22 protein-coding genes and 4 pseudogenes are annotated in these 20,334 nt (G+C 55.9%); 11 read left to right on the top strand and 15 right to left on the bottom strand.

What is annotated here, in order from left to right; translation table 11 throughout:
* Positions 1–75: 75 nt before the first annotated feature.
* The 4 genes and pseudogenes from cynR to tnpC form a co-directional block, all read left to right on the top strand.
* The gene (cynR, locus tag MC50_RS26820; RefSeq protein ID WP_003032546.1) at positions 76–963 is read left to right on the top strand and encodes a transcriptional regulator CynR; all 888 of its coding nucleotides are present in this window, start codon (positions 76–78) and stop codon (positions 961–963) included.
* A 59-nt stretch (positions 964–1,022) separates the two neighbouring features.
* Positions 1,023–1,658, top strand: a complete 636-nt coding sequence (locus MC50_RS26815) for a DUF2238 domain-containing protein (RefSeq protein ID WP_040178291.1) — start codon at positions 1,023–1,025, stop codon at positions 1,656–1,658.
* An 11-nt stretch (positions 1,659–1,669) separates the two neighbouring features.
* Positions 1,670–2,374 carry an IS6-like element IS26 family transposase gene (locus MC50_RS26810; RefSeq protein WP_001067855.1) on the top strand — a complete coding sequence of 235 codons (705 nt, stop codon included), beginning with the start codon at positions 1,670–1,672 and terminating at the stop codon, positions 2,372–2,374.
* A gap of 53 nt (positions 2,375–2,427) precedes the next feature.
* Positions 2,428–3,525, top strand: a pseudogene (tnpC, locus tag MC50_RS26800) (IS66 family transposase); the annotation flags it as partial.
* 250 nt (positions 3,526–3,775) lie between these two features.
* Here the strand turns inward: tnpC and MC50_RS26795 are convergent.
* The 3 genes and pseudogenes from MC50_RS26795 to MC50_RS26785 all read right to left on the bottom strand — a co-directional run.
* Positions 3,776–4,339 (bottom strand): chlorite dismutase family protein, encoded by a 564-nt coding sequence (locus MC50_RS26795; protein ID WP_001097412.1) that lies wholly within the window; start codon positions 4,337–4,339, stop codon positions 3,776–3,778.
* 23 nt (positions 4,340–4,362) lie between these two features.
* Entirely contained in the window at positions 4,363–4,737 is a 375-nt protein-coding gene (locus MC50_RS26790) for a cupin domain-containing protein (protein WP_001348195.1), read from the bottom strand.
* 189 nt (positions 4,738–4,926) lie between these two features.
* Positions 4,927–5,363 (bottom strand): annotated as a pseudogene (locus tag MC50_RS26785) (IS66 family transposase); the annotation flags it as partial.
* Between the two features lie 104 nt (positions 5,364–5,467).
* Here MC50_RS26785 and MC50_RS29165 point away from each other — a divergent pair.
* Together MC50_RS29165 and MC50_RS26775 are read left to right on the top strand one after the other, a co-directional pair.
* Positions 5,468–5,602, top strand: a pseudogene (locus MC50_RS29165) (Y-family DNA polymerase); the annotation flags it as partial.
* Between the two features lie 53 nt (positions 5,603–5,655).
* Positions 5,656–5,943 (top strand): thermonuclease family protein, encoded by a 288-nt coding sequence (locus MC50_RS26775; protein ID WP_009486461.1) that lies wholly within the window; start codon positions 5,656–5,658, stop codon positions 5,941–5,943.
* Positions 5,944–6,558: 615 nt separating this feature from the next.
* Here MC50_RS26775 and MC50_RS26770 read toward each other — a convergent pair.
* A complete protein-coding gene (locus tag MC50_RS26770) occupies positions 6,559–6,792 on the bottom strand; it encodes a hypothetical protein (protein WP_000624775.1) in 234 nt (77 codons plus the stop codon).
* A 24-nt stretch (positions 6,793–6,816) separates the two neighbouring features.
* On the opposite strand from MC50_RS26770, the gene MC50_RS26765 reads away from it, so the two are divergent.
* From MC50_RS26765 to MC50_RS26750, 3 genes and pseudogenes are all read left to right on the top strand, one after another.
* A complete protein-coding gene (locus tag MC50_RS26765) occupies positions 6,817–7,521 on the top strand; it encodes an IS6-like element IS26 family transposase (RefSeq protein ID WP_001067855.1) in 705 nt (234 codons plus the stop codon).
* Positions 7,522–7,572: 51 nt separating this feature from the next.
* A pseudogene (locus MC50_RS26755) lies at positions 7,573–8,499 on the top strand (Tn3 family transposase); the annotation flags it as partial.
* A 236-nt stretch (positions 8,500–8,735) separates the two neighbouring features.
* Positions 8,736–9,581 carry an AraC family transcriptional regulator gene (locus MC50_RS26750; RefSeq protein ID WP_003464995.1) on the top strand — a complete coding sequence of 282 codons (846 nt, stop codon included), beginning with the start codon at positions 8,736–8,738 and terminating at the stop codon, positions 9,579–9,581.
* Between the two features lie 29 nt (positions 9,582–9,610).
* Here the strand turns inward: MC50_RS26750 and MC50_RS26745 are convergent, their stop codons facing one another.
* Positions 9,611–10,129 (bottom strand): YkgB family protein, encoded by a 519-nt coding sequence (locus MC50_RS26745; protein ID WP_003464991.1) that lies wholly within the window; start codon positions 10,127–10,129, stop codon positions 9,611–9,613.
* Positions 10,130–10,859: 730 nt separating this feature from the next.
* Here MC50_RS26745 and sdhC point away from each other — a divergent pair.
* Positions 10,860–11,234: a succinate dehydrogenase, cytochrome b556 subunit gene (gene sdhC, locus MC50_RS26740; protein WP_005005993.1), complete on the top strand. Its 375-nt coding sequence runs from the start codon at positions 10,860–10,862 to the stop codon at positions 11,232–11,234.
* A gap of 860 nt (positions 11,235–12,094) precedes the next feature.
* Here the strand turns inward: sdhC and MC50_RS28985 are convergent.
* From MC50_RS28985 to MC50_RS26710, 5 genes are all read right to left on the bottom strand, one after another.
* Complete coding sequence (locus MC50_RS28985) at positions 12,095–12,361, bottom strand: hypothetical protein (protein ID WP_003464988.1); 267 nt, start codon at positions 12,359–12,361, stop codon at positions 12,095–12,097.
* Between the two features lie 169 nt (positions 12,362–12,530).
* Positions 12,531–12,812: a DUF427 domain-containing protein gene (locus MC50_RS26725; protein WP_003464986.1), complete on the bottom strand. Its 282-nt coding sequence runs from the start codon at positions 12,810–12,812 to the stop codon at positions 12,531–12,533.
* A gap of 67 nt (positions 12,813–12,879) precedes the next feature.
* Positions 12,880–13,152 (bottom strand): glutaredoxin 3, encoded by a 273-nt coding sequence (gene grxC / locus MC50_RS26720; RefSeq protein WP_005005995.1) that lies wholly within the window; start codon positions 13,150–13,152, stop codon positions 12,880–12,882.
* Positions 13,153–13,605: 453 nt separating this feature from the next.
* A complete protein-coding gene (locus MC50_RS26715; RefSeq protein WP_002118292.1) occupies positions 13,606–14,352 on the bottom strand; it encodes a ferredoxin reductase in 747 nt (248 codons plus the stop codon).
* Positions 14,345–14,947 (bottom strand): sulfite oxidase-like oxidoreductase, encoded by a 603-nt coding sequence (locus tag MC50_RS26710; RefSeq protein WP_003464980.1) that lies wholly within the window; start codon positions 14,945–14,947, stop codon positions 14,345–14,347. The genes MC50_RS26715 and MC50_RS26710 overlap by 8 nt, the downstream gene beginning before the upstream one ends.
* 467 nt (positions 14,948–15,414) lie before the next feature.
* On the opposite strand from MC50_RS26710, the gene MC50_RS26705 reads away from it, so the two are divergent.
* Positions 15,415–15,885 (top strand): TlpA family protein disulfide reductase, encoded by a 471-nt coding sequence (locus MC50_RS26705; protein WP_003464979.1) that lies wholly within the window; start codon positions 15,415–15,417, stop codon positions 15,883–15,885.
* A 325-nt stretch (positions 15,886–16,210) separates the two neighbouring features.
* Here the strand turns inward: MC50_RS26705 and MC50_RS26695 are convergent, their stop codons facing one another.
* The 5 genes from MC50_RS26695 to MC50_RS26675 form a co-directional block, all read right to left on the bottom strand.
* Entirely contained in the window at positions 16,211–16,504 is a 294-nt protein-coding gene (locus MC50_RS26695) for a DUF1330 domain-containing protein (RefSeq protein WP_010591688.1), read from the bottom strand.
* 58 nt (positions 16,505–16,562) lie between these two features.
* On the bottom strand, positions 16,563–16,994 hold the full coding sequence (locus MC50_RS26690) for a GlcG/HbpS family heme-binding protein (RefSeq protein WP_005006001.1): 432 nt from the start codon (positions 16,992–16,994) through the stop codon (positions 16,563–16,565).
* Between the two features lie 72 nt (positions 16,995–17,066).
* Complete coding sequence (locus MC50_RS26685; protein ID WP_002118279.1) at positions 17,067–18,080, bottom strand: zinc-binding alcohol dehydrogenase family protein; 1,014 nt, start codon at positions 18,078–18,080, stop codon at positions 17,067–17,069.
* Between the two features lie 447 nt (positions 18,081–18,527).
* Positions 18,528–19,496 carry a magnesium and cobalt transport protein CorA gene (locus tag MC50_RS26680; RefSeq protein ID WP_003464971.1) on the bottom strand — a complete coding sequence of 323 codons (969 nt, stop codon included), beginning with the start codon at positions 19,494–19,496 and terminating at the stop codon, positions 18,528–18,530.
* On the bottom strand, positions 19,493–20,197 hold the full coding sequence (locus MC50_RS26675; protein ID WP_003464969.1) for a glutathione S-transferase N-terminal domain-containing protein: 705 nt from the start codon (positions 20,195–20,197) through the stop codon (positions 19,493–19,495). Before MC50_RS26675 ends, MC50_RS26680 begins: the two co-directional genes overlap by 4 nt.
* Positions 20,198–20,334: the final 137 nt, after the last annotated feature.

Below are 20,334 nucleotides of genomic sequence, written 5' to 3'. Positions count from 1 at the left end.
GGCTACTCGCTACGTTCCATAAGATAAAAGACTCATTTATAATCAAGTCTATTGGTAAAACTTATGGGAAAGATGATGCTGTTACGACATATTCACTACTTTCTGGCAGTCGCTGAGCATCGAGGCTTTACCCGTGCCGCCACGGCGCTTCACGTTTCGCAGCCCGCGCTTTCTCAGCAAATCAGACAGCTTGAAGAGTCACTTGGCGCGCAACTGTTCGATCGCAGTGGTCGCCATATTCAGCTCACCGATGCTGGCGAAGCCTGGTTGGGTTACGCGAAAAATGCGCTGAGATCGCTGGAAGAGGGAAAGCGGGCAATTCATGATGTCGAGGATTTGAGCCGTGGCTCACTGCGTGTCGCCGTTACCCCCACGTTTACCTCGTGGCTTATCGGGCCGCTAATGGCGAGGTTTTATGCGCGCTATCCCAATATCACCCTTGCGTTACAGGAGATGTCGCAGGAAAAGATGGAAGAGCTGCTGCTCAACGATGAACTGGACATCGGCATCGCATTTGATGATGTTCATTCGGCAGACATCGACGTACTGCCGCTACTGAAGGAATCCCTTGCGTTGATGGTGTCTGAAAGCCATCCTCTGGCGCAACAGGAGTGCGTAGCCTTGTCACATCTTAATAATGAACGACTCATTTTACTGAGTGAGGAATTTGCGACGCGCGAACAAATTGATCGCTATTGCCGCCAAAGAGATCTGCATCCGCAGATAGTAATAGAAGCAAACTCTATCAATGCCATTCTGGAACTGGTGCGTCGTACAACGCTCGCCACCCTGCTTCCATCGCCAATCGCCGCGCAAAATGAGGGATTAAAAGCCGTTTCACTGACGCCGCAGTTGCTGGAACGAACCGCCGCGCTGATGCTACGCAAAGGCGCGTGGAGAACGGCCGCCGTGAAGGCATTTACGGCAATGGCGCAGGAAGTGACGAAAACGTACACCCGGTAACATTGAATTTCGCACGCCAGCAGGCGATAGTGCTTTTTTGACTGAGACAGAAGACGAGTATGACATCAACCGCACTCTCATCGACACTCAAAGGCGGCGCGCTGATCCTGTTGCTTGCCCTGATTTACACCGGCCTCTTTACCGCTGACCGCACGACCTGGCTCATGGAGGTCACCCCGGTCATTATCATTGTGCCGCTGCTATTGTCCACGCATCGTCGCTACCCGCTGACGCCCCTCCTTTACACGCTTATCTTTTTCCACGCGCTTATTCTGATCGGCGGCGGCATGTACACCTACGCCAAAGTGCCCATCGGCTTCGACGTGCAGGAGATGTTTAACCTGAGCCGCAATCCTTACGACAAACTGGGCCACTTTTTCCAGGGGCTGGTTCCGGCACTGGCGGCGCGAGAAATTTTACTGCGCAGCGGCTACGTGCGCGGGCGTAAAATGGTCGGTTTTCTGGTCTGCTGTATCGCTTTGGCCATCAGTGCAGCCTATGAATTGATCGAGTGGTGGGCGGCGCTGGCGATGGGCCAGGGCGCAGATGATTTCCTGGGGACTCAGGGCGATCCGTGGGATACGCAGTCGGACATGTTCTGCGCCTTGCTCGGGGCATTAACCACGGTATTGCTGCTTGGTCGGGCACTGTTGCAAATAGTCGGTGGTGATAAACTTATCATCCCCTTTTGCTGATGGAGCTGCACATGAACCCATTCAAAGGCCGGCATTTTCAGCGTGACATCATTCTGTGGGCCGTACGCTGGTACTGCAAATACGGCATCAGTTACCGTGAGCTGCAGGAGATGCTGGCTGAACGCGGAGTGAATGTCGATCACTCCACGATTTACCGCTGGGTTCAGCGTTATGCGCCTGAAATGGAAAAACGGCTGCGCTGGTACTGGCGTAACCCTTCCGATCTTTGCCCGTGGCACATGGATGAAACCTACGTGAAGGTCAATGGCCGCTGGGCGTATCTGTACCGGGCCGTCGACAGCCGGGGCCGCACTGTCGATTTTTATCTCTCCTCCCGTCGTAACAGCAAAGCTGCATACCGGTTTCTGGGTAAAATCCTCAACAACGTGAAGAAGTGGCAGATCCCGCGATTCATCAACACGGATAAAGCGCCCGCCTATGGTCGCGCGCTTGCTCTGCTCAAACGCGAAGGCCGGTGCCCGTCTGACGTTGAACACCGACAGATTAAGTACCGGAACAACGTGATTGAATGCGATCATGGCAAACTGAAACGGATAATCGGCGCCACGCTGGGATTTAAATCCATGAAGACGGCTTACGCCACCATCAAAGGTATTGAGGTGATGCGTGCACTACGCAAAGGCCAGGCCTCAGCATTTTATTATGGTGATCCCCTGGGCGAAATGCGCCTGGTAAGCAGAGTTTTTGAAATGTAAGGCCTTTGAATAAGACAAAAGGCTGCCTCATCGCTAACTTTGCAACAGTGCCCACCGTTGAACGTCACATCCGGGGCAAATGGGCCTGCGACAGCTGCGAGACGTTGATCCAGGCACCGGTGCCACCGCAGGTGATCGACAAAGGCATCCCCACCGCTGGCCTGCTGGCCCAGGTGCTGGTGGCCAAGTATGCCGACCATCTGCCGCTGTACCGTCAGGAACGCATGTTCGGCCGTGCCGGCCTGGAAATCCCGCGCTCCACCCTGGCCGAATGGGTGGGTGCCTGTGGTGTGCAGTTGCAGCCGCTGGTGGATGCGTTGAGAAATACTCTGCTGGAACACAGTGTTCTGCATGCCGATGAAACCCCGGTCAGCATGCTGGCCCCGGGCAAGAAGAAAACCCACAAGGCCTACGTCTGGGCCTACTGCACCACACCGTTTGCCGACCTGAAGGCAGCTATTTACGACTTCGCACCCAGCCGTGCAGGCGAACACGCCCGAACCTTCCTGGGTGACTGGCGGGGCAAGCTGGTCTGTGATGATTACGCTGGCTACAAGGCCGGGTTCGGCAACGGCATTACCGAAATCGGCTGTATGGCCCACGCCCGGCGCAAGTTCTATGACCTGCACGAGGCCAACAAGAGCGAATTGGCGGCCAAGGCCTTGGAATACATCGGTGGACTCTACGAGATCGAGCGGGAAACCAAAGATCTGCCACCGGATATGCGGCGGGAAATCCGGCAAACCAAAGCCAAACCCCTTGCCGATGCGCTGCATCAGTGGATGCTGGCCCATCGCCAGAAAGTGCCGGATGGCTCCGGCACGGCCAAAGCCCTGGATTACAGCCTCAAACGTTGGGAAGCGCTGACGCGCTACCTGGACGATGGCGCTGTGCCCATCGACAACAACTGGGTGGAAAACCAGATCCGACCCTGGGCGCTGGGGCGCAGCAATTGGCTGTTTGCGGGTTCACTGCGCAGTGGTCAACGTGCGGCTGCGGTCATGACCCTAATACAGTCAGCGAAGCTGAATCGGCATGATCCCTATGCCTACCTGAAGGATGTGCTGACTCGCCTGCCGACACAGAAGAACAACGCCATCGACGAGCTATTGCCCCACAACTGGAAACCGGCCATACCTAACAAGGTGTAGGCCGGACGTGTATGGAGAGCCTTCTTCGAAAGCTGGACAAGGTGCCAACTCTAGACGGCAGGATATGCCCTGGGAGATCGATGAGAGAAAGAGGAGGCCATAAGTAGAAAATTTCCCAAGCGACTGGTGGCTCGCTAGGCATACGTGTCGTGTTACTCCTAAGTTATTAGACACACTAGATTTTCCGGGCTTTGCTGGGCTGCGGGTGTCGCAGGTGTATGCCGCACGGAGATCGCAGTTAAACCTGATACTAGGCCGGCTCATGCACTAGCCGGATGTCGATTTCTCTGTCGACATACTTCCACTCCACCGAGGCCCGGAGTTCGGCCAAAAGCCTGTTAAAGCCCGGCTCATCAGACGGGGAATATTCGAACCACGTCAAGAAGTCGAAGGGTTCGCTCTCGCCCAGGTCCCGACAATGGTGGAGACGACGGGCCACAGCAGGGAGATATTGGAGCCCAATGTGAATGTGACGGGACTGCTCCTCAAAAATCTTCCGGCGTTCGTCTTGAGCCAGTCCCCACCATGAGGGGTTTTTCCGGATAGGGATCAGGGCGGCACAGGTGGCCTCTGCTCGACCCAAACTTGGCTGCTTCGCCACGAGACGATCCTTCTCTTCACGCACGACATAACGCTCGTTACTCGTTATCCCGCGAAGAAGCCATTTGGTGCCCAAAGGCTGCGGCGAAACAGAGCCAGCGGCTACGTCGAGCCGGGGGATTCCAGGGAGAGGGGCTCCCGCCACGGCATCCATCCGAACAACGCGCCAAACACCCGTTTCTCCACCAGCGAACGTAAATAATCGTGTATTCATCAGTTTCCTCTCAGGCCTTTCGCCTATTTCTCAGCCAACGCAAAACCGGCATTGCCCGGCGCAACCACTGAAACAAATATAAAAGGTTCGGGGCCAGAGTTCATTGCACCATGTACCTGCCCAGGTTTTGCGATCGCAATATCTCCAGCTTTAAGATGAGTGACTATGCCGTTACCTTGATGATATTCGGCTTCACCTGAGATAACCGTCCAAGTATCTTGGCCGTGAGGATGTACATGGGAAGCTATTTCCTGCCCAGGGTGGGCGTGCCAAACAACGACGACAGAGTCATTGGTTTCCAGAACAACCGAACGAATCGGTTCGCCGTTAGACGGACGAACATATTCATCCACCGAAAAAATCCGCGATTCAGTTTCTGCTCTCATGTTCACACCCATTTAAAACTGATTGGACACGTACTCTAAACGCAACTGCGCCTGGACAGCACATGAAGATATGTACCTAAGCGCCCTTCGGGAAAACTATGCTCTGGCGCACAGAGACCGTCAATACTCCGTCGTGGGTAGGCATGACATAACGGGAGGAGACGGGCGACGCTTTGGTCATATGTACATGAGAAGGTGGCTCGCCCGCTCGGCAGGGTTGTTGTCGATGGGCAGGTGTCCCCCTTTCGATGTAGCGGATCAGCTTTAACCAGTTGCTCGCAAGGCAATTGATTGCTTGCCCAAGGCACTTTGACGACGTGACCTGGGGAGGGGTTTTGTCCAGCCTAGCTTTCAGTTGCTCCAGGAAAGCCTGGCTTTGCGACTGGCGCGTCTGGTATCGCTGGGCATCGCCCGCCTCTTCCATGTCGCGCTCGATGCCGTAGAGCTTGTTGATAAGAGTCAGTGCCATCTCCGCTCGGCCGATCTTGCCCTTGGATTGAGTTTTCTGATGAACTTGCGCCGCGCATGCCCAGCAACCTATACGCTCGACGCCTTTCTGCCTCCAGGAGGCGCTGCGGCACCTCCTGGGTACGGCTAGCGGTGTAATTGAACAGGATGACCGGAAGATTTGGTGGGCCACCGCGATCTCCTCAGTAGCTATAGCCAAACAGGTTGGGTATGAGAAGTTCAAGGGGGGGCGAGCAAAGCCCCCGTTCCAATTGATTCTCTATTCCACACAAATGGCGATATAAGCCGGCGGGTGATGACGACCCTGGAAGCTCTGGCATCGAGAGTGGATGTCTACTCCATCGACGAGGCGTTTCTGGATCTGACCGGAATCGACCGGGTGGTAAGCTTCGAGCCTTTTGGTCGGCAGGCGATTTGGCTCAAGGTGGAATCACCGGACGGTTACGATACAACGGTCAACGCTTGCGCCTGCTGTCGATTGACACCCCGGAAACCTACAAGCCCAGGTGCGACGCCGAGCTGACGAAGGGCCGCGAGGCAACCGCACGCCTCCGCGAACTGGTTGCCAACGCTCAGCGCATCGAGGTTGTCGATTCCGGCCAAGCCGACAAGTACGACCGCCGCCTTGTTCACCTGCTGATCGACGGGCGGGACGTGGGGCAAACCCTCATGGCCGAGGGGTTAGCCGTTGAGTGGAGGCCCGGCCCGAATGCGTGGAGGGAACGCCGTCGCCACTGGTGCGGATACTGATCGCTTTTCAGCTTGAGCCAGGAGCGCCCCGCCGCAGTGATCGGCACTTGTGTCGATCCGAGGAGGCGCAAGAGCCACAAGCCCCTGATAGGACCACGTAACGCGGCCATGCCACTAGAGCACGGCCGCTTTTTTCTTTTAAAAACAAAAATATAAAAAAATCCTGTTGCTTGAGCCGGTGGTATTGTGGGCAACTGCCGACCTGTTGGCAGGGTGGGGGCAACCGCTCGCGGTTGTCCCTGGCCTGTCAATGGGGAACCGCGAAGCGGTTAGGCAGGTATCCGGCTTGCCGGATTGTCCATAATTCCACGGGCTGTTTTCCCCAGGGCTACACGTTTTATATATGTTTTTTTTGTTTTAAAGAGTTTTAGGGAATCAGAAGGCAAAATTTACCTTCATTATCAGTTGCTTATAGAACCCCTCGGTGGGTAATAGACGGTTTCCGGTGGGTAATAGACGGGGTTGGGTGGGTAAACGACGGAACCGGGTGGGTAATAGACGGACTATCCACAGGCTGGATCGCCGGATCGATCCCCTCCCGTCTATTACACACCCGCCTTGCGCAAACCCTGACCAGTAGTCGCCTCGCGCTCCGTCTATTACACACCGCCGCGCTTAGTATTCGCCTGGGTCCAGTGGGGGGAGAACCCCGGAGCTGCTGACGACTTCCCCGCGTTGCGGACGCTCGACCGTCTCGCCGGGTTTCAGCGGATAGCGCCGCAGCACTCGCCCGTATTCTTCGCTCGCCCGCTTTGCTTCCACGCGCACGCGGCCAGACTCCGAGTTGACGCAGTTCAGGTAATTTTCTGTGGCACTGTTGCAAATAGTCGGTGGTGATAAACTTATCATCCCCTTTTGCTGATGGAGCTGCACATGAACCCATTCAAAGGCCGGCATTTTCAGCGTGACATCATTCTGTGGGCCGTACGCTGGTACTGCAAATACGGCATCAGTTACCGTGAGCTGCAGGAGATGCTGGCTGAACGCGGAGTGAATGTCGATCACTCCACGATTTACCGCTGGGTTCAGCGTTATGCGCCTGAAATGGAAAAACGGCTGCGCTGGTACTGGCGTAACCCTTCCGATCTTTGCCCGTGGCACATGGATGAAACCTACGTGAAGGTCAATGGCCGCTGGGCGTATCTGTACCGGGCCGTCGACAGCCGGGGCCGCACTGTCGATTTTTATCTCTCCTCCCGTCGTAACAGCAAAGCTGCATACCGGTTTCTGGGTAAAATCCTCAACAACGTGAAGAAGTGGCAGATCCCGCGATTCATCAACACGGATAAAGCGCCCGCCTATGGTCGCGCGCTTGCTCTGCTCAAACGCGAAGGCCGGTGCCCGTCTGACGTTGAACACCGACAGATTAAGTACCGGAACAACGTGATTGAATGCGATCATGGCAAACTGAAACGGATAATCGGCGCCACGCTGGGATTTAAATCCATGAAGACGGCTTACGCCACCATCAAAGGTATTGAGGTGATGCGTGCACTACGCAAAGGCCAGGCCTCAGCATTTTATTATGGTGATCCCCTGGGCGAAATGCGCCTGGTAAGCAGAGTTTTTGAAATGTAAGGCCTTTGAATAAGACAAAAGGCTGCCTCATCGCTAACTTTGCAACAGTGCCAGAAATTCGGCGTCGAGCGACCAACTGTGAAGGCGCGCTACTCGCGCAAATATTTCGGCCGCGGCAAGGGCGTCGTCGCCTACACGCTGCTGTGCAATCACGTGCCGTTGAACGGCTACCTGATAGGCGCACACGAGTACGAGGCTCACCACGTGTTCGACATCTGGTACCGCAACACGTCGGACATCGTGCCGAGCGCGATCACCGGCGACATGCACAGCATCAACAAGGCCAACTTCGCCATCCTGCACTGGTTCGGACTTCGTTTCGAGCCGCGCTTCACCGACCTCGACGACCAGTTGCAGGAGCTGTATTGCGCCGATGATCTGGCATTGTACGAGAAATGCCTGATCCGGCCGGCTGGCCAGATCGACCGGCAACTCATCGTCGGTGAGAAGGCGAACATCGACCGAATCGTCGCCACACTGGGCCTGAAGGAAATGACGCAGGGCACGCTGATCCGCAAGCTGTGCACCTATACGGCGCCGAACCCGACGCGGCGCGCAATCTTCGAGTTCGACAAGCTCATCCGCAGTATCTACACACTGCGCTACCTGCGCGACCCGCAACTGGAGCGTAATGTTCACCGCTCGCAGAACCGCATTGAGTCCTATCACCAGCTACGCTCGACCATCGCCCAAGTCGGTGGGAAGAAGGAATTGACCGGCCGCACCGACATCGAAATCGAGATCAGCAACCAGTGCGCCAGGCTGATCGGCAACGCGATCATCTTCTACAACTCGGCGATCCTGTCCCTGCTGCTGACGAAGTACGAGGCAGCTGGCAATGCCAAGGCGCTGGCGTTGATCACGCAGATGTCGCCAGCGGCCTGGCGGCACATCCTGCTGAACGGGCATTACACCTTCCAGACTGACGGCAAGTTCATCGACCTGGATGCGCTCGTGGCGGGACTGGAGCTGGGCTGACGGAAATTTCTGGGATTCCGGCGTACAACCCCGTAAAATAGAAGAGTGAGCACTTGATTTGCTGGTGCTTTCAAACAACGGTGTTGTTTTTTTAACAGCCGAACTGGAAAGGGAGGCTGAGCTGCTCAGTGATCACTTTATCCGTTGGCTGATTTACGCCGGCATGTTCGCTACAGGCACTGAACGACAACGCAGATGGTATGGTCTGTGCGTTCTGACTCGTCAAGGATCGGCCAATGGATCGTTTGTCTAATTTGCTCTCGCGGTTCGGCGTGCGGGCCAATCTGTTCTATGACGGCGACCTATGCGGCTCTGCATCTTACGATGGCGCCGAGCGGCGAGGTTATATCCATCTGCTTCAGGCCGGCAGCGTGACGTTGCTTGGTCCCGATCGCAAGGATTTGCAGCTCACTCGCCCTAGCTTGATTTTTATGCCACGCCCCGCCAAGCATCAATTGTTTGCGGGTGAGTCCGATGGCGCAAAGTTGTTGTGTGCTTCCATGGAGTTTGAGGGCGGAATTGATAATCCTTTGTCGGCTTCATTACCGGACTGTTTGGTGCTCGCACTCGATGATCTGCCCATGCTGGCAGACACGTTGGAGTGGATGTTTGCCGAGGCGGCAAATGTGCATTGTGGAAGGGAAGCCGCGCTTGAGCGCTTATTTGAGCTCCTAATCATTCTGTTGCTCCGTTACCTGCTCGATCATCACCAGTTGCGCACCGGAATGATGGCTGGATTGGCCGACATGCGGCTTGCCCGATCGCTTTTACAGATGCACAACTCCCCGGAACATGCCTGGTCAATAGCAGAGCTGGCCAGTGAGTCAAATATGTCACGCGCTGCGTATGCCGTGCATTTCAAGAGTGTCATCGGACAGACGCCTGCTGATTATTTGTTGAGTTGGCGAGTTAGCCTGGCTCAGAAGCTGATGCGAGAAGGGCGCTCGATTACGCTGATTGCAGCTCAAGTCGGCTACGAAAGTCCTTCGGCGCTGTCTCGCGCATTTAGACGCAAGACGGGGTTGAGCCCTCGTGACTGGTTGAAAGATCTGGCGGGGGAAAATGATGGCAAAAAGGCCTAAGGCATTACTGCCTTAAGCCATTGAAAAAATTATGCATTAATTTTACGTTTTTCCAGTTCAACCAGCGAATGGCCTGCCACAAATATCGAAACAGCAAGCAACCCTAAGTCTTTAAGCAGAAACTGACCTGGCGCAACGGAAATCGCCGGAAACCCTAAACTAGGCTCAATGACGCCCGGAGTGGAAAACATAAAGCTAAGGGTTGTGAAGAACAGGCCTGCAGACAGAGCGCCTCCTACCACGGATAGTTTGGGCGACAGCATGCGGCCTGCGATCAGAGTGCCGATCGAAATCTCTAGTATGCCGAGCAGGCTGGAGAACATGTCGACCGAAAAAATGCTATACACCCATCCCAAAAGCGGGCTGTTGCTCACCAGTGGAACCAGGCCCTCGGCCTCGTAGTGGGTAAATTTCATGCCGCCGAACCAGAAGTAAATAATAGCGAGAGCCAAGTACGCGCCATAGATACCTAGCCCCATAGTTTTGGTTCCAAGCGTTAAGTGGGCCTGTACGCTGGACTTCGAGTTTTCAATGCCTATGGTTTTCATGTCTGAGCTTCCAGTAGTGAGTGAGAGTGTGTTGGCTGCCGAACGCCGTATGCGTTGGCGATGAGATGATTATAGCTGGCATCTCTAATCAAGAGGCATCAGAAAGTATTGATTTCAGTGCAGATCGTCTTGGGCGGTGCAATTCGCGATGAAGGGATCGCCGTGGAGAGCGATGAGTGCACTATTTCGATAAAGGAGTCGTTTTACATAGGTCGATGAAGCGCGTTGCGGCATCGCCTACTGTCATTTCTCAAATCTGACTATGGGGCTTGGGGCGAAGGGCGGCACTGACTAGGCTTAGAACAGCTACCAACTAGCCGCGCGGCCGCGATGCACAAAGAATGGTAACTGAGCCGTGAGTGCGGTGGGCGCCCGCATTTATTTCCAAACCCTACAGATACATCGATCTTCGACTTCAACCGGGCAGATAGCTGTTGCAGCAAGCCTATCAATCGACTTTGACGTGTTAAAGAGGATAGGTTTTCCAGGGTTGGGGAACAGCATGCCCTGCAGAACGACACACGTCACTTTTGTTAAATTAATAAGCTAGCTACCTATTGGGCATAACCTTGCAATTTGCTTCAATTTACGCACATGCACTTGCGACCTCAAAATGCAACGTAAGCCCCGAATATCTCCATTATTGTCGCCGCCAGCCTTAGTTACAGCTGCTATGATGAATGAGATCGAAAACTGAAATCCCCCACTAGAATTGTTGACTGGAGTCAAAATGAATAAAAAGCGGCCGGTTAATCTTGATATTCGAACCATTCAGCTTCCTCTCACGGCGCTTACATCGATTCTGCACCGGATTTCAGGAATTATGCTCTTTATTTTTCTGGGACTGATACTGTATATGCTGAGCAAATCGTTGGAGTCAGAAAAGGGTTTTAATGAAGTCAAGGAGATTTTTTCTTCACCTTTCGGCAAAGTTAGTTTCTGGTTGGTATACTCTTCATTTATTTATCATCTCGTAGCCGGAATTCGACACCTAGTTATGGATGTGGGTGTTGGTCATACTTTGAAAGGCAGCAATCGCGCCTCTACTATTGTTTTAGTAGTGTCGGGTGTTTTAATGGTTGCTGGCGCCGTATGGATTTGGTAGCTGTGGAGTCGTAATGCGTATTTACAAGGACTAAAAGCGTCCTTTAAAGCTAACTTACGAAAGTATTTATAATCGACGGTTCACGCTTAAACGGTTGAATCCTTTCGGGCTTCCGAATAGCTGTTAGCTGAAAGCTATCATGAGCTAAGTTTTCTGTGCATCATCAAATGTGTTAATGGGAGCGCCATAGTACTAGGTACAAATATGGCTCTAGGACAATGTTAGATGTTTTGGATTTTGAGGCGGATCGCTCTTATCGAAGATCGTCTAATTCGCTCTGAAGCGCAGGTTTTTTGAAACTATCACCTGGTTGGCACACTGTGCGAATCAACATCAGATATGAGAAAGCCAATCAGGTGAACACTACCCTCGAGGGCTCATCTGTCCAGTTAAAGCCTCGAGTCTTTCTGGGTGCGCAAAAGACAAGAAGGTTATATGGGAAAATTATGAGGCCTGGATACCATGCGTCATGGGCGTGCCGATGCTGTGAGTGACAGAGCGAGAAGCAAGTGAAAGTCCCTGAAGTAGGGGCGGGATGCGCCCGAGTGGCATTTTTTGTCTTAAGGTAGATCGCGTAGCTGTTCTTCAGAATAATCTTCAGAGCGTTGACGACAGCCATCGCTGTGCATTCCTCAAGAATAGAATGTGTCGGAAGGGTGGCGTCATTGGTGTTAGTCATCGCTTAGGATTTCTCAATCTGGCTTACACGGGCGCCTGTACCGATATCCCCGCGGATGGCGACGTATCGATGTTGAATTCCTCGCCAGACGAAGTGCAATGAGCTGCGGCTATAGGCTTGCGCAGCCTTAGATAGCCGGCCGTCGCAGGCGCGCCGGTTGGCCGGGATCTTCTTCTGCCCGTCAGGTGTCCGGTCGGAACTCCAGCACGAACGCTACGACCTTTTCGGCGGACATTTCGCACGGCTTCAACAATGTCCTATCTGATGTAACGCGGAAGAGGTTGAAGCTGACAATGTCAGTCCCGTCCAACTCCCTGGCGAACAGACTGTTGCGACGTCCGTCCCCAGATCGCCGGACGATCAAGCTGAAACGCCGGCCTTCATAAGTCCCTTCTCTGTATCCCTCCGCAAGCTTCGCGAAAGCGGCATCGAACTCGGAATGCTCCATGTCATCCATCCTTATTGATAGAACAGAGGCGCGGCGGGTGCGAGACCGCCAGTGCCGGGTCGCGCTAAGGTGCCGGGCAGATTCCTGCAGCCGACGAGGCCCGGGGTGGGCAGGATAATTGAGATGTCGGCGCCCGCATGGCTATCAGCGAAGTCGTCCGTCCAGTCTGCTAGGCAACGTCCACGCCTTTCCAGAAAGCGATGTAATCCCGGATACCCTCGGCATCCGGAGTGGGGGCGGGATAGGTCCAAGCGGCGTTCACGTTGAGCGCGTCACCCGCGCGAACATGAAAGAAGCGCGCGGCGCCTTTGATCGGACAGACAGATGTGTGCGGGCTCATCTCAAGCAGGCTCAGGTCGACTCCTGACGGTGGGAAGTAGTGATTTCCCTCGACGATGACTGTTTCGTCGCTTGTGGCGATAGTAGTGTCTTTCCAGATGGCTGAGACCAACGGACTCTCCTTTTGTATTCATCAACCGGCGAAGGCTCGCGGGCTGGCTGCCCCAAGCCGCACCTCCTCAGGTGGCAGGCGGGTTGCGCCCGAGAAGTTTGTCGAGCTCGCCTCTGACATCGAGCGCGAATAGCTCATCGGAGCCACCGATAAGGGTGCCATTGATGAAGATCTGCGGCACGGAGCTTCGCCCCGACGCTTCCGCCATGGCCTGCCGGTGAGCCGGATCCGCCTCAATATCGAGCTCCTTCCATCGCACGCCCTTTTCCTTGAGGAGCGCCTTCGCTCGGCGGCAGAACGGGCACCAATTCGTGGTGTACAGCAATACATCAGTTGTCATATTGCATCTCCGGCAGTTGCACGCGGATCGCTGTCATGGCGTTGATCTCCAATTCGCGGCGTTCAAAGATGGCGACTGCACCTTGGCCGACATCGGAGCAGATGCTGACGATTGGCCGCTATCCAGGCGACATGGCCCAAAGTGCTTTCACCGCCAGGCAGAGGCCGCACGCGCCTCCTGTAGCGCCGAGCCGATGCTCTAAGGTAACCGAGCCTCGATTGGGACGGAAGCGGTCCCGCTCGAATCGCCCATCATGCTGGTCGAGCATATCAGGACGACGGATAGTGCAGGAACTTTCAAATTGAGCTTGATGTCGAGCCAGGTATCGCGAGCGAAGGCGTTCTAGAGGCCGGGGGGTACGAAGACTGTGTTCGGCAAAACGGTTCACGTTGATCGCCAAAGCTTCCCAGGGCGCACGTCTACGATCGGCGCGACGTGAGATAGCTCGCGCCGCTAGCCCCCGTAGCGCTCCGTCTTGATGATGGAGGCGTCCAAGCCCGCCAGCAGCGCGCTATCGGTTGCGATGTTGACGAATCCGTTAGACCCGCAGACGAACACTTGCGTCGGCTTTCCCTGAAGCCTGGTTAGAATTTCTTGGACCATCATGCCGTCGATCCGTCGCGCAAAGTCCGATGCGCGAACCGGTTTCTCGCGCGTAATCGCGAGCGCCAGGACGAACGCCGGATCGCTGATTTCGATGCAATGAAGTTCTTCTGAGAAGAGAACGTCCTCGGCGGTTCGTGCGGACAGGAGCAACGCTGTCGGAACGGCTTGGGCCAATGCGCGGCGCTGCCGGATCATTGCCATCAACGGCACGAGGCCGGAGCCTCCCCCGATCAACAGAACCGGATCTATGGCAGGCTCAGGCCAAAGGAAATGGCCACCGAGCGGACCGCGAACTTCGATTTCGTCACCAATCGCCGCGATGTCGTGAAAAAACGGCGAAACTTCGGCATCCGGCATGCGCTCGATAGCTATCTCGACGATCGGGGTCGAAACTGCCGATGACGCGATCGAGTAGCTGCGCATTGCACTGTAGCCGTCGGGCGCGGTCAGCCGGATATCGACGTGCTGACCTGCGGTGTGCGCGAACGGCTTGCTCAACCGAAGGAAGAAGCTCTTGATACTCGGTGTTTGCTGGATGATGTCGTCGATCACGCATGATTGCCACGAACGGACTTGCGCTTCGTTTTCAGTCATGGGTGTATCGTTGTTCGCGCCACGGATCGCCGTAGATGTGATAGCCGTGCAGCTCCCAAAAGCCGGCCTCGTCACGCGTCGTGAATTGCAGCGCATTCACCCATTTGGCGGATTTCCAGAAGTAAAGGTGCGGCACTAGAAGACGCGCCGGCCCCCCATGATCGCGGGAAAGTGGCTTGCCCGCATAACTGAGGGCGACCATCGCTTTCCCGGAAAGCAGATCCGTCAGAGGGACGTTTGTCGAATAATTATCGTAGCAGTGCGCCAAGACGAAATCGGTAGGCCGATCAAGCTCTGCATCTGCAAGGATGTCTTCAATGAGTACACCCTCCCAAACGGTATCCAGTTTGGACCAAGAGGTGACGCAGTGAATATCCTTTGTCACCTGGGTCTTTGGTAGAGTGTTGAATTCGCCCCAATTCCACGTTTTGACGGGCTTCGGACCAATTTTGACTGTGAATTTCCAGTCGGAGGGCTCTACCCTCGGCGTAGGGCCGGCCGACAGAACAGGGAAATCCTCCACCAGATGCTGACCTGGCGGAATCCGATCGGACTGGTCGCCTGAACCGCGACCGGTGAAACCTCTGGTGACCATAGTGACCCCTCTTGCTCGATACGGCAGACCGAAGCCGGCCTTCATTTCAGTACTCTGCGTAAAGCATTTGCCCGCACATCCGCCGAATAAGCCAATCGACTAAAAATCAGATACAGATGCTCTATCATCGTAAAAAATCGCGTATCGAACATAGCGTCAGGCCAGCATGATTCCCAATACCCAATGGCTATAGGGTAGATAACCCCAAGGCTGCGTACGCTGATCTGCGGTATGCGGAGCGGAAGTTGCAGGTTCGCTCTCAAACGGATGGGCAGCGTGCAAAGCTCAAGGCTCACCAGCGCATGGTTGCCCAGTTCGCGCTCGCCGGCAGCTTGAGTATATTAAGGACGAAATGTCGATCTGATCTATTCTGGCTTCAGGAAATAGGGAAAATAAGGTCGGACGTTCGCGCACCGTCGCGACGCGCGATCATCCACTAAGCTTCTGTATCGGGGTTGGAGGATCAGATGAACGAGATCGAACGACAAGCGCCTGAGCTGCGGGTGCAAAAATGGATTGGCAAAGATGGGGAAAGTATCGCGCCGTTCAAACTGTCAGATATCGGGCCCGGCCCGAAAATCTTGTTTGCCTTCCAGCATTGGTGCCAAGGTTGCCATTTGCATGGGTTTCCGACGCTACAAAAGTTGCATGCAGCGTTGAGCTCAAAAGACGTGGGGTTCGCAGTGATCCAGACCGTCTTCGAAGGAACGCATGAGAATACCTTCGAGAAGTTGCGCGTGAACCAGCTCAAGTATGAGCTTCCTATCGTTTTCGGTCACGACGAGCAACCGACCGGCTCGCCGTTTCCAACCTTCATGGAAGACTACCGCACACGAGGAACTCCGTGGTTTACGGTTATCGACGCTGGCGGTAGCATTGTTTTCTCGGACTTCCATCTCGACGCGGAGCGACTAGTGAAGCAACTTGAGCAAGGTTAATCGTTGGAAGGTGGGCAATCATCCTGATTGCCACCCATCCCCTGATGCCCACTACAGGCGTTGCGCGCTGTAACTCTGTTGATCAGCGTGCGAAAACCCGGATCCGGATAGGAGGAGCGTCAACGATTGAATCAATCCGTTGGGAGAGGGCGGCTCCGCTCCGTCAGCTCGGCAATAGATAACCCATTCTCGCCGAGCAACTCTCTGATCCGATCGACGATATGAGCCCCTAGCGCCGCTGTCTTGGTCCCCCCCACAGATTCCCAAGATGCGAGTTCACACGCCGATACCTCGTGGTCAGCGCCGAAGTGCTTCTGTCGGTATGTCACCGCCGCCCTTCAATGATAAAGGCGCGGTAACGGGAACCGGCAAAGCGTTGAGCAGCGATGGTTTGGTAGGCGGGACTGTCATACCAGTCGCGAGCGGCCTGCATCGTCGGGAAACGCAAGATTACGGCCCCTTCGATGGGCGGCCCCTCCAAATGCTGGATCGCGCCATAAGCGGCGAGAAAGGTAACGTCGTGACCATCGAACGATGGTCCGACGCCTGCAGAATAGGTTGCGAGTGCATGTGGGTCGCTGGTTTCTTCCCGCGTAAAGACGACGAACGCTTCCATCATTAGGCCTCTCAAAGGTTGGATCTGTTGGCCATTACCACCGGTGATGGCCTCACAGTCGTCAGGCTGGCAACTGGAACCCGATTTTCATGAGTGCCTCGACGCACGCATCCTGATCCTGCTGATAGTTGCCTCCGGAGATGCCTATGCCGCCGATCAACTTCCCATCCTCCAGAATCGGATAACCGCCGCCGACAGCGACCATCCGAGGGCGATAGGCTAGCGGCGCCACTTTTGGATCGTTGGTCACATAGTCGTTCCAGACATGGGTCGGGAACCCAAACGAGGCGGAACTCCAGGCCTTGTCGATGGCAACATCGACGGTAAGGAACGGCGCATCGTCGGTGCGCTCGAACGCGCGCAGGTTACCGGTGGCGTCGACGACGGCGACGGCAGCCGGGATGCCGATGGCACGGGCCGCAGCGAGCGCCGCGTCGATGAGGGCGACTGCGGTTTCGCGGTTGATCGAGGCGGTGGCAATAGATTTGGTCATGGGATTCTCATCGCTGGGGCATAACCCGTTCGGCTTTTTGAGGTTGGACAAGATGTTTGGCGATCGCGGTCGTTAGAAGCCTTCGAGGACGATCTTGCCTTTAGCCGCGCCACTTTCGATCAGTGCATGCACCGTCTTCAGATTGGCGGCATTGATCGGCGACAGTCGCCGGGTCAGCGTCGTGCGGATTTTGCCGTCGTCAACCAGCGCTGCCATCGCATCCAGAATCTCGCCCTGCTCATTCATGTCGGGCGTGCCGTAGATCGACCGCGTGAACATCAGCTCGTGGTGGATCGACACCGCCTTGCGCTTGAAAACCATGATATCGAATGCCTTGGGATCGTCGATCAGTCCGAACCGTCCTTGTGGGGCGATCAGTTCGGCGATGTCGGCGACATGTTGCTCGGTATGTGTGGTCGAAAAGACGAAAGCGGGAGCACCGATGCCGAGTTCGGCGATCTGTGGCGCGAGCGGACGAGAATGGTCGATGACGTGGTGAGCTCCAAGCCCTCTTACCCACTCTTGGGTTTCCGGTCGAGAGGCTGTGGCGATGACGGTGAGGTCCGTGCGCTGTCGCGCGATCTGGACGGCGATCGACCCAACCCCGCCCGCGCCACCGATGATGAGGATCGCCTCCGCCGCACCGGGTACGGGCTTCGCCACGTCCAGGCGGTCGAACATCGCCTCCCAGGCCGTCAACGTCGTCAGCGGCAGCGCCGCCGCTTCCGCCCAGGAGAGCGACGCAGGTTTGTGACCGACAATCCGGGCGTCGACGAGATGGAACTCCGCATTGGTACCGGGCCGTGTGATCGATCCGGCATAATAGACCTCGTCGCCTAACTCGAACTGCGTGACGTCGGGGCCGACCTCGCGCACAATCCCGGCGGCATCCCATCCCAGCACCTTCCAATCGCCATCTGCCGGCGGCGTGCTGTTGCGGACCTTGTAGTCGACCGGGTTGACCGAGACGGCCTTCACCTCAACCAGGATATCGTATCCTGCAGCGACAGGCCGAGGCAGATTGATGTCGACCAGCGCGGCATCCGCGGCGATGGGTCCCGGAACCTTGTAACCAATGGCTTTCATAAATGTCTCCAGCTTGCTTGATCGGATGACGCGAATGCTCGTTAGTCAACTTCTTCTACATTGAGGTCCCGACTCTTGAACTGGGTCGCGGTAGCAGATTTCATCGAACACGTCGATCAACAGGCCCTTATGCTCGGTCGCCGGATCGGTGATCGCGTAGAGGGTGGAGGCGTTATCGCCATCATCACCGCTTCCGAGGCGAAACGCCGCGTCGACGCAGATGCCGCACGGACCGATGGTTGATCCTGGCTCGAGATCGACGAGATTGCTGTCCTTGACGCGCTATTCGCGGTCTTAGCCCTTGGCGATGAAGGACTGAACTGCTTGTAGAGCGTCGGTCAGCTGCTATGTCATGGACGCACCTTCATCTTGAGTTGGATTGGACAAGCTTCCGTATAAGGCCCGCTGTAACCGTCAGATGACGGCGAAGAAAACGATGGGCAGTATTCACAGCCACTTAGCCTTCTTGAAGCGCACAAATAGGAAAACGCACGATATCGCTATCACTCCGAGCACGACAAAGTATCCGTAGGCCGTGTCCAGCTCCGGCATGTGCTTAAAGTTCATGCCGTATATTCCAGCGATCGCCGTCGGGACTGCCAGTATTGCCGCCCAAGCCGCCAGCTGGCGGGTGATCACCCCCGTCCTTTGCGCTTCAAGAAGGCTGCTGGCCTCAAAGACCGTGGACAGGACAAGCAGGAGGCCGTCGACCATGGACTGCACGCGGTGGACATGGTCCGCGACGTCGTGGAAATATGGTGTCATTTCGGCGCTGATGCAGGGAAAGTGGCCGCGAACGAGCTTTCGCACCAGCTCGGCCATAGCCCCGAGCGTGCGCTGGAACCGCGTGAGTTCGGACCTTAGTTCGAAGATTCGCGCCACCTCTTCTGGCCCGAGGAAATCGTGCAGCGACCGTCGCTCCATCGCCAGGACGTCGTCCTCGATCATTTCGAAGATGGGCAGATACTGGTCGACCACGCGATGCAAGATCGCGTGCAGCACATAGTCGACACCCTTGCCGAACTGCGTCGGCGATGCCTCGAGTTGCTCCCGAAGTTTGCCCAGCGCTCCGGCATTGCCGTGCCGCACGGTGATAAGGTGATTGTGACCGGTGAAGATCGCCATCTTGCCGTAGCTGATCCGGTCGCCGACCAGCTCGGCGGTCTGCGCGACGACGTACAACTCATCGTTGTAGACCTCGAGCTTGGGCGGGCACAGCGGGTGCATCGCGTTGTCGATCGCCAACGGATGAAGATTATATGTCCTTTGGATCGCGAGTAGTTCCTCGGGGGTGGGTTCGCTAAGCGCGATCCAGCAGAAGCCCGAGCGACTCTCGCCCAACTTGACGTGCTCATCGAGCGCGATTTCGCGAACTCGCTTGCCTTCGTTGTAATAATAGGCGGCGATGATGCTCATGCTGGCCTCGCGGGAATGTGGAGGCCACGCTGGACGGCCGGTCGAGCCAGCCCGCGTCCAAGCCATGCGCGGACGTTCGAAAAGCTGCTGAGGCCAAGGATGTCACCCGCAGCGTAGAATTCCACCAGCGCATTCACCCAGCCGAGCGTCGCGATGTCCGCGATCGAATAGTCGTCGACGATCCAGTCGCGGCCTTCCAGCCGGCGATCCAGAATCCCCAGCAGACGCGTGGATTCGTCGATAAAGCGCTGTTGCGGCCGCTTGTCCTCATAGTCCTTGCCGCCAAATCGCAGGAAGAAGCCGAGCTGACCGAACATCGGCCCGATGGCCGACATCTGAAAGAACACCCACGCTAGGGTCTCGTAACGCTGGCCTGGTTCGGTGGAGATGAACTGACCCGTCTTGTCGGCCAGATAGAGGAGGATCGCACCGGATTCCCATAAGGCGATGGGTCTACCGTCAGGGCCAGCCGGATCGATGATCGCCGGTATGCGTCCGTTCGGGTTCAGCGACACGAACGCCGGATCCTTCGACTCGTTGTTCGAGATGTCGATCAGGTGGGGCTCGTACGCCAGGCCAGTCTCCTCAAGCATGATCGAGACCTTGACGCCATTGGGCGTAGGGGCTGCGTAGAGTTGCAGGCGATCGGGATGAGATGCCGGCCAGCGCTGCGTGATCGGAAAGGACGAGAGGTCTGGCATAAATCTGCGATCCTGGTGTTGCGATGGCGACTGACTGGAACGAGCCGTCACTCTGAAGTAGGGTTCGATGACCGCGTCGCTGAACGACGCGGTCACGAAGATTGCGGACCGGATCGGCGCAGTGGCAACGGCAGTGA

The sequence above is a fragment of the Klebsiella planticola genome, assembly GCF_000783935.2.
Lineage (GTDB): Bacteria > Pseudomonadota > Gammaproteobacteria > Enterobacterales > Enterobacteriaceae > Klebsiella > Klebsiella planticola.
Note: the sequence above shows the minus strand (reverse complement) of the source record. Positions and strands in the feature narration are given on the sequence as shown.

Excerpts from the sequence above, each read along its gene's own strand:
- cynR (WP_003032546.1), top strand. The coding sequence starts at position 76 with ATGCTGTTACGACATATTCACTACTTTCTGGCAGTCGCTGAGCATCGA.
- MC50_RS26815 (WP_040178291.1), top strand. The coding sequence starts at position 1,023 with ATGACATCAACCGCACTCTCATCGACACTCAAAGGCGGCGCGCTGATC.
- MC50_RS26810 (WP_001067855.1), top strand. The coding sequence starts at position 1,670 with ATGAACCCATTCAAAGGCCGGCATTTTCAGCGTGACATCATTCTGTGG.
- MC50_RS26795 (WP_001097412.1), bottom strand. The coding sequence starts at position 4,339 with ATGAATACACGATTATTTACGTTCGCTGGTGGAGAAACGGGTGTTTGG.
- MC50_RS26790 (WP_001348195.1), bottom strand. The coding sequence starts at position 4,737 with ATGGGTGTGAACATGAGAGCAGAAACTGAATCGCGGATTTTTTCGGTG.
- MC50_RS26770 (WP_000624775.1), bottom strand. The coding sequence starts at position 6,792 with ATGATAAGTTTATCACCACCGACTATTTGCAACAGTGCCACAGAAAAT.
- MC50_RS26765 (WP_001067855.1), top strand. The coding sequence starts at position 6,817 with ATGAACCCATTCAAAGGCCGGCATTTTCAGCGTGACATCATTCTGTGG.
- MC50_RS26750 (WP_003464995.1), top strand. The coding sequence starts at position 8,736 with ATGGATCGTTTGTCTAATTTGCTCTCGCGGTTCGGCGTGCGGGCCAAT.
- MC50_RS26745 (WP_003464991.1), bottom strand. The coding sequence starts at position 10,129 with ATGAAAACCATAGGCATTGAAAACTCGAAGTCCAGCGTACAGGCCCAC.
- sdhC (WP_005005993.1), top strand. The coding sequence starts at position 10,860 with ATGAATAAAAAGCGGCCGGTTAATCTTGATATTCGAACCATTCAGCTT.
- MC50_RS28985 (WP_003464988.1), bottom strand. The coding sequence starts at position 12,361 with ATGGAGCATTCCGAGTTCGATGCCGCTTTCGCGAAGCTTGCGGAGGGA.
- grxC (WP_005005995.1), bottom strand. The coding sequence starts at position 13,152 with ATGACAACTGATGTATTGCTGTACACCACGAATTGGTGCCCGTTCTGC.
- MC50_RS26715 (WP_002118292.1), bottom strand. The coding sequence starts at position 14,352 with ATGACTGAAAACGAAGCGCAAGTCCGTTCGTGGCAATCATGCGTGATC.
- MC50_RS26710 (WP_003464980.1), bottom strand. The coding sequence starts at position 14,947 with ATGGTCACCAGAGGTTTCACCGGTCGCGGTTCAGGCGACCAGTCCGAT.
- MC50_RS26705 (WP_003464979.1), top strand. The coding sequence starts at position 15,415 with ATGAACGAGATCGAACGACAAGCGCCTGAGCTGCGGGTGCAAAAATGG.
- MC50_RS26695 (WP_010591688.1), bottom strand. The coding sequence starts at position 16,504 with ATGATGGAAGCGTTCGTCGTCTTTACGCGGGAAGAAACCAGCGACCCA.
- MC50_RS26690 (WP_005006001.1), bottom strand. The coding sequence starts at position 16,994 with ATGACCAAATCTATTGCCACCGCCTCGATCAACCGCGAAACCGCAGTC.
- MC50_RS26685 (WP_002118279.1), bottom strand. The coding sequence starts at position 18,080 with ATGAAAGCCATTGGTTACAAGGTTCCGGGACCCATCGCCGCGGATGCC.
- MC50_RS26680 (WP_003464971.1), bottom strand. The coding sequence starts at position 19,496 with ATGAGCATCATCGCCGCCTATTATTACAACGAAGGCAAGCGAGTTCGC.
- MC50_RS26675 (WP_003464969.1), bottom strand. The coding sequence starts at position 20,197 with ATGCCAGACCTCTCGTCCTTTCCGATCACGCAGCGCTGGCCGGCATCT.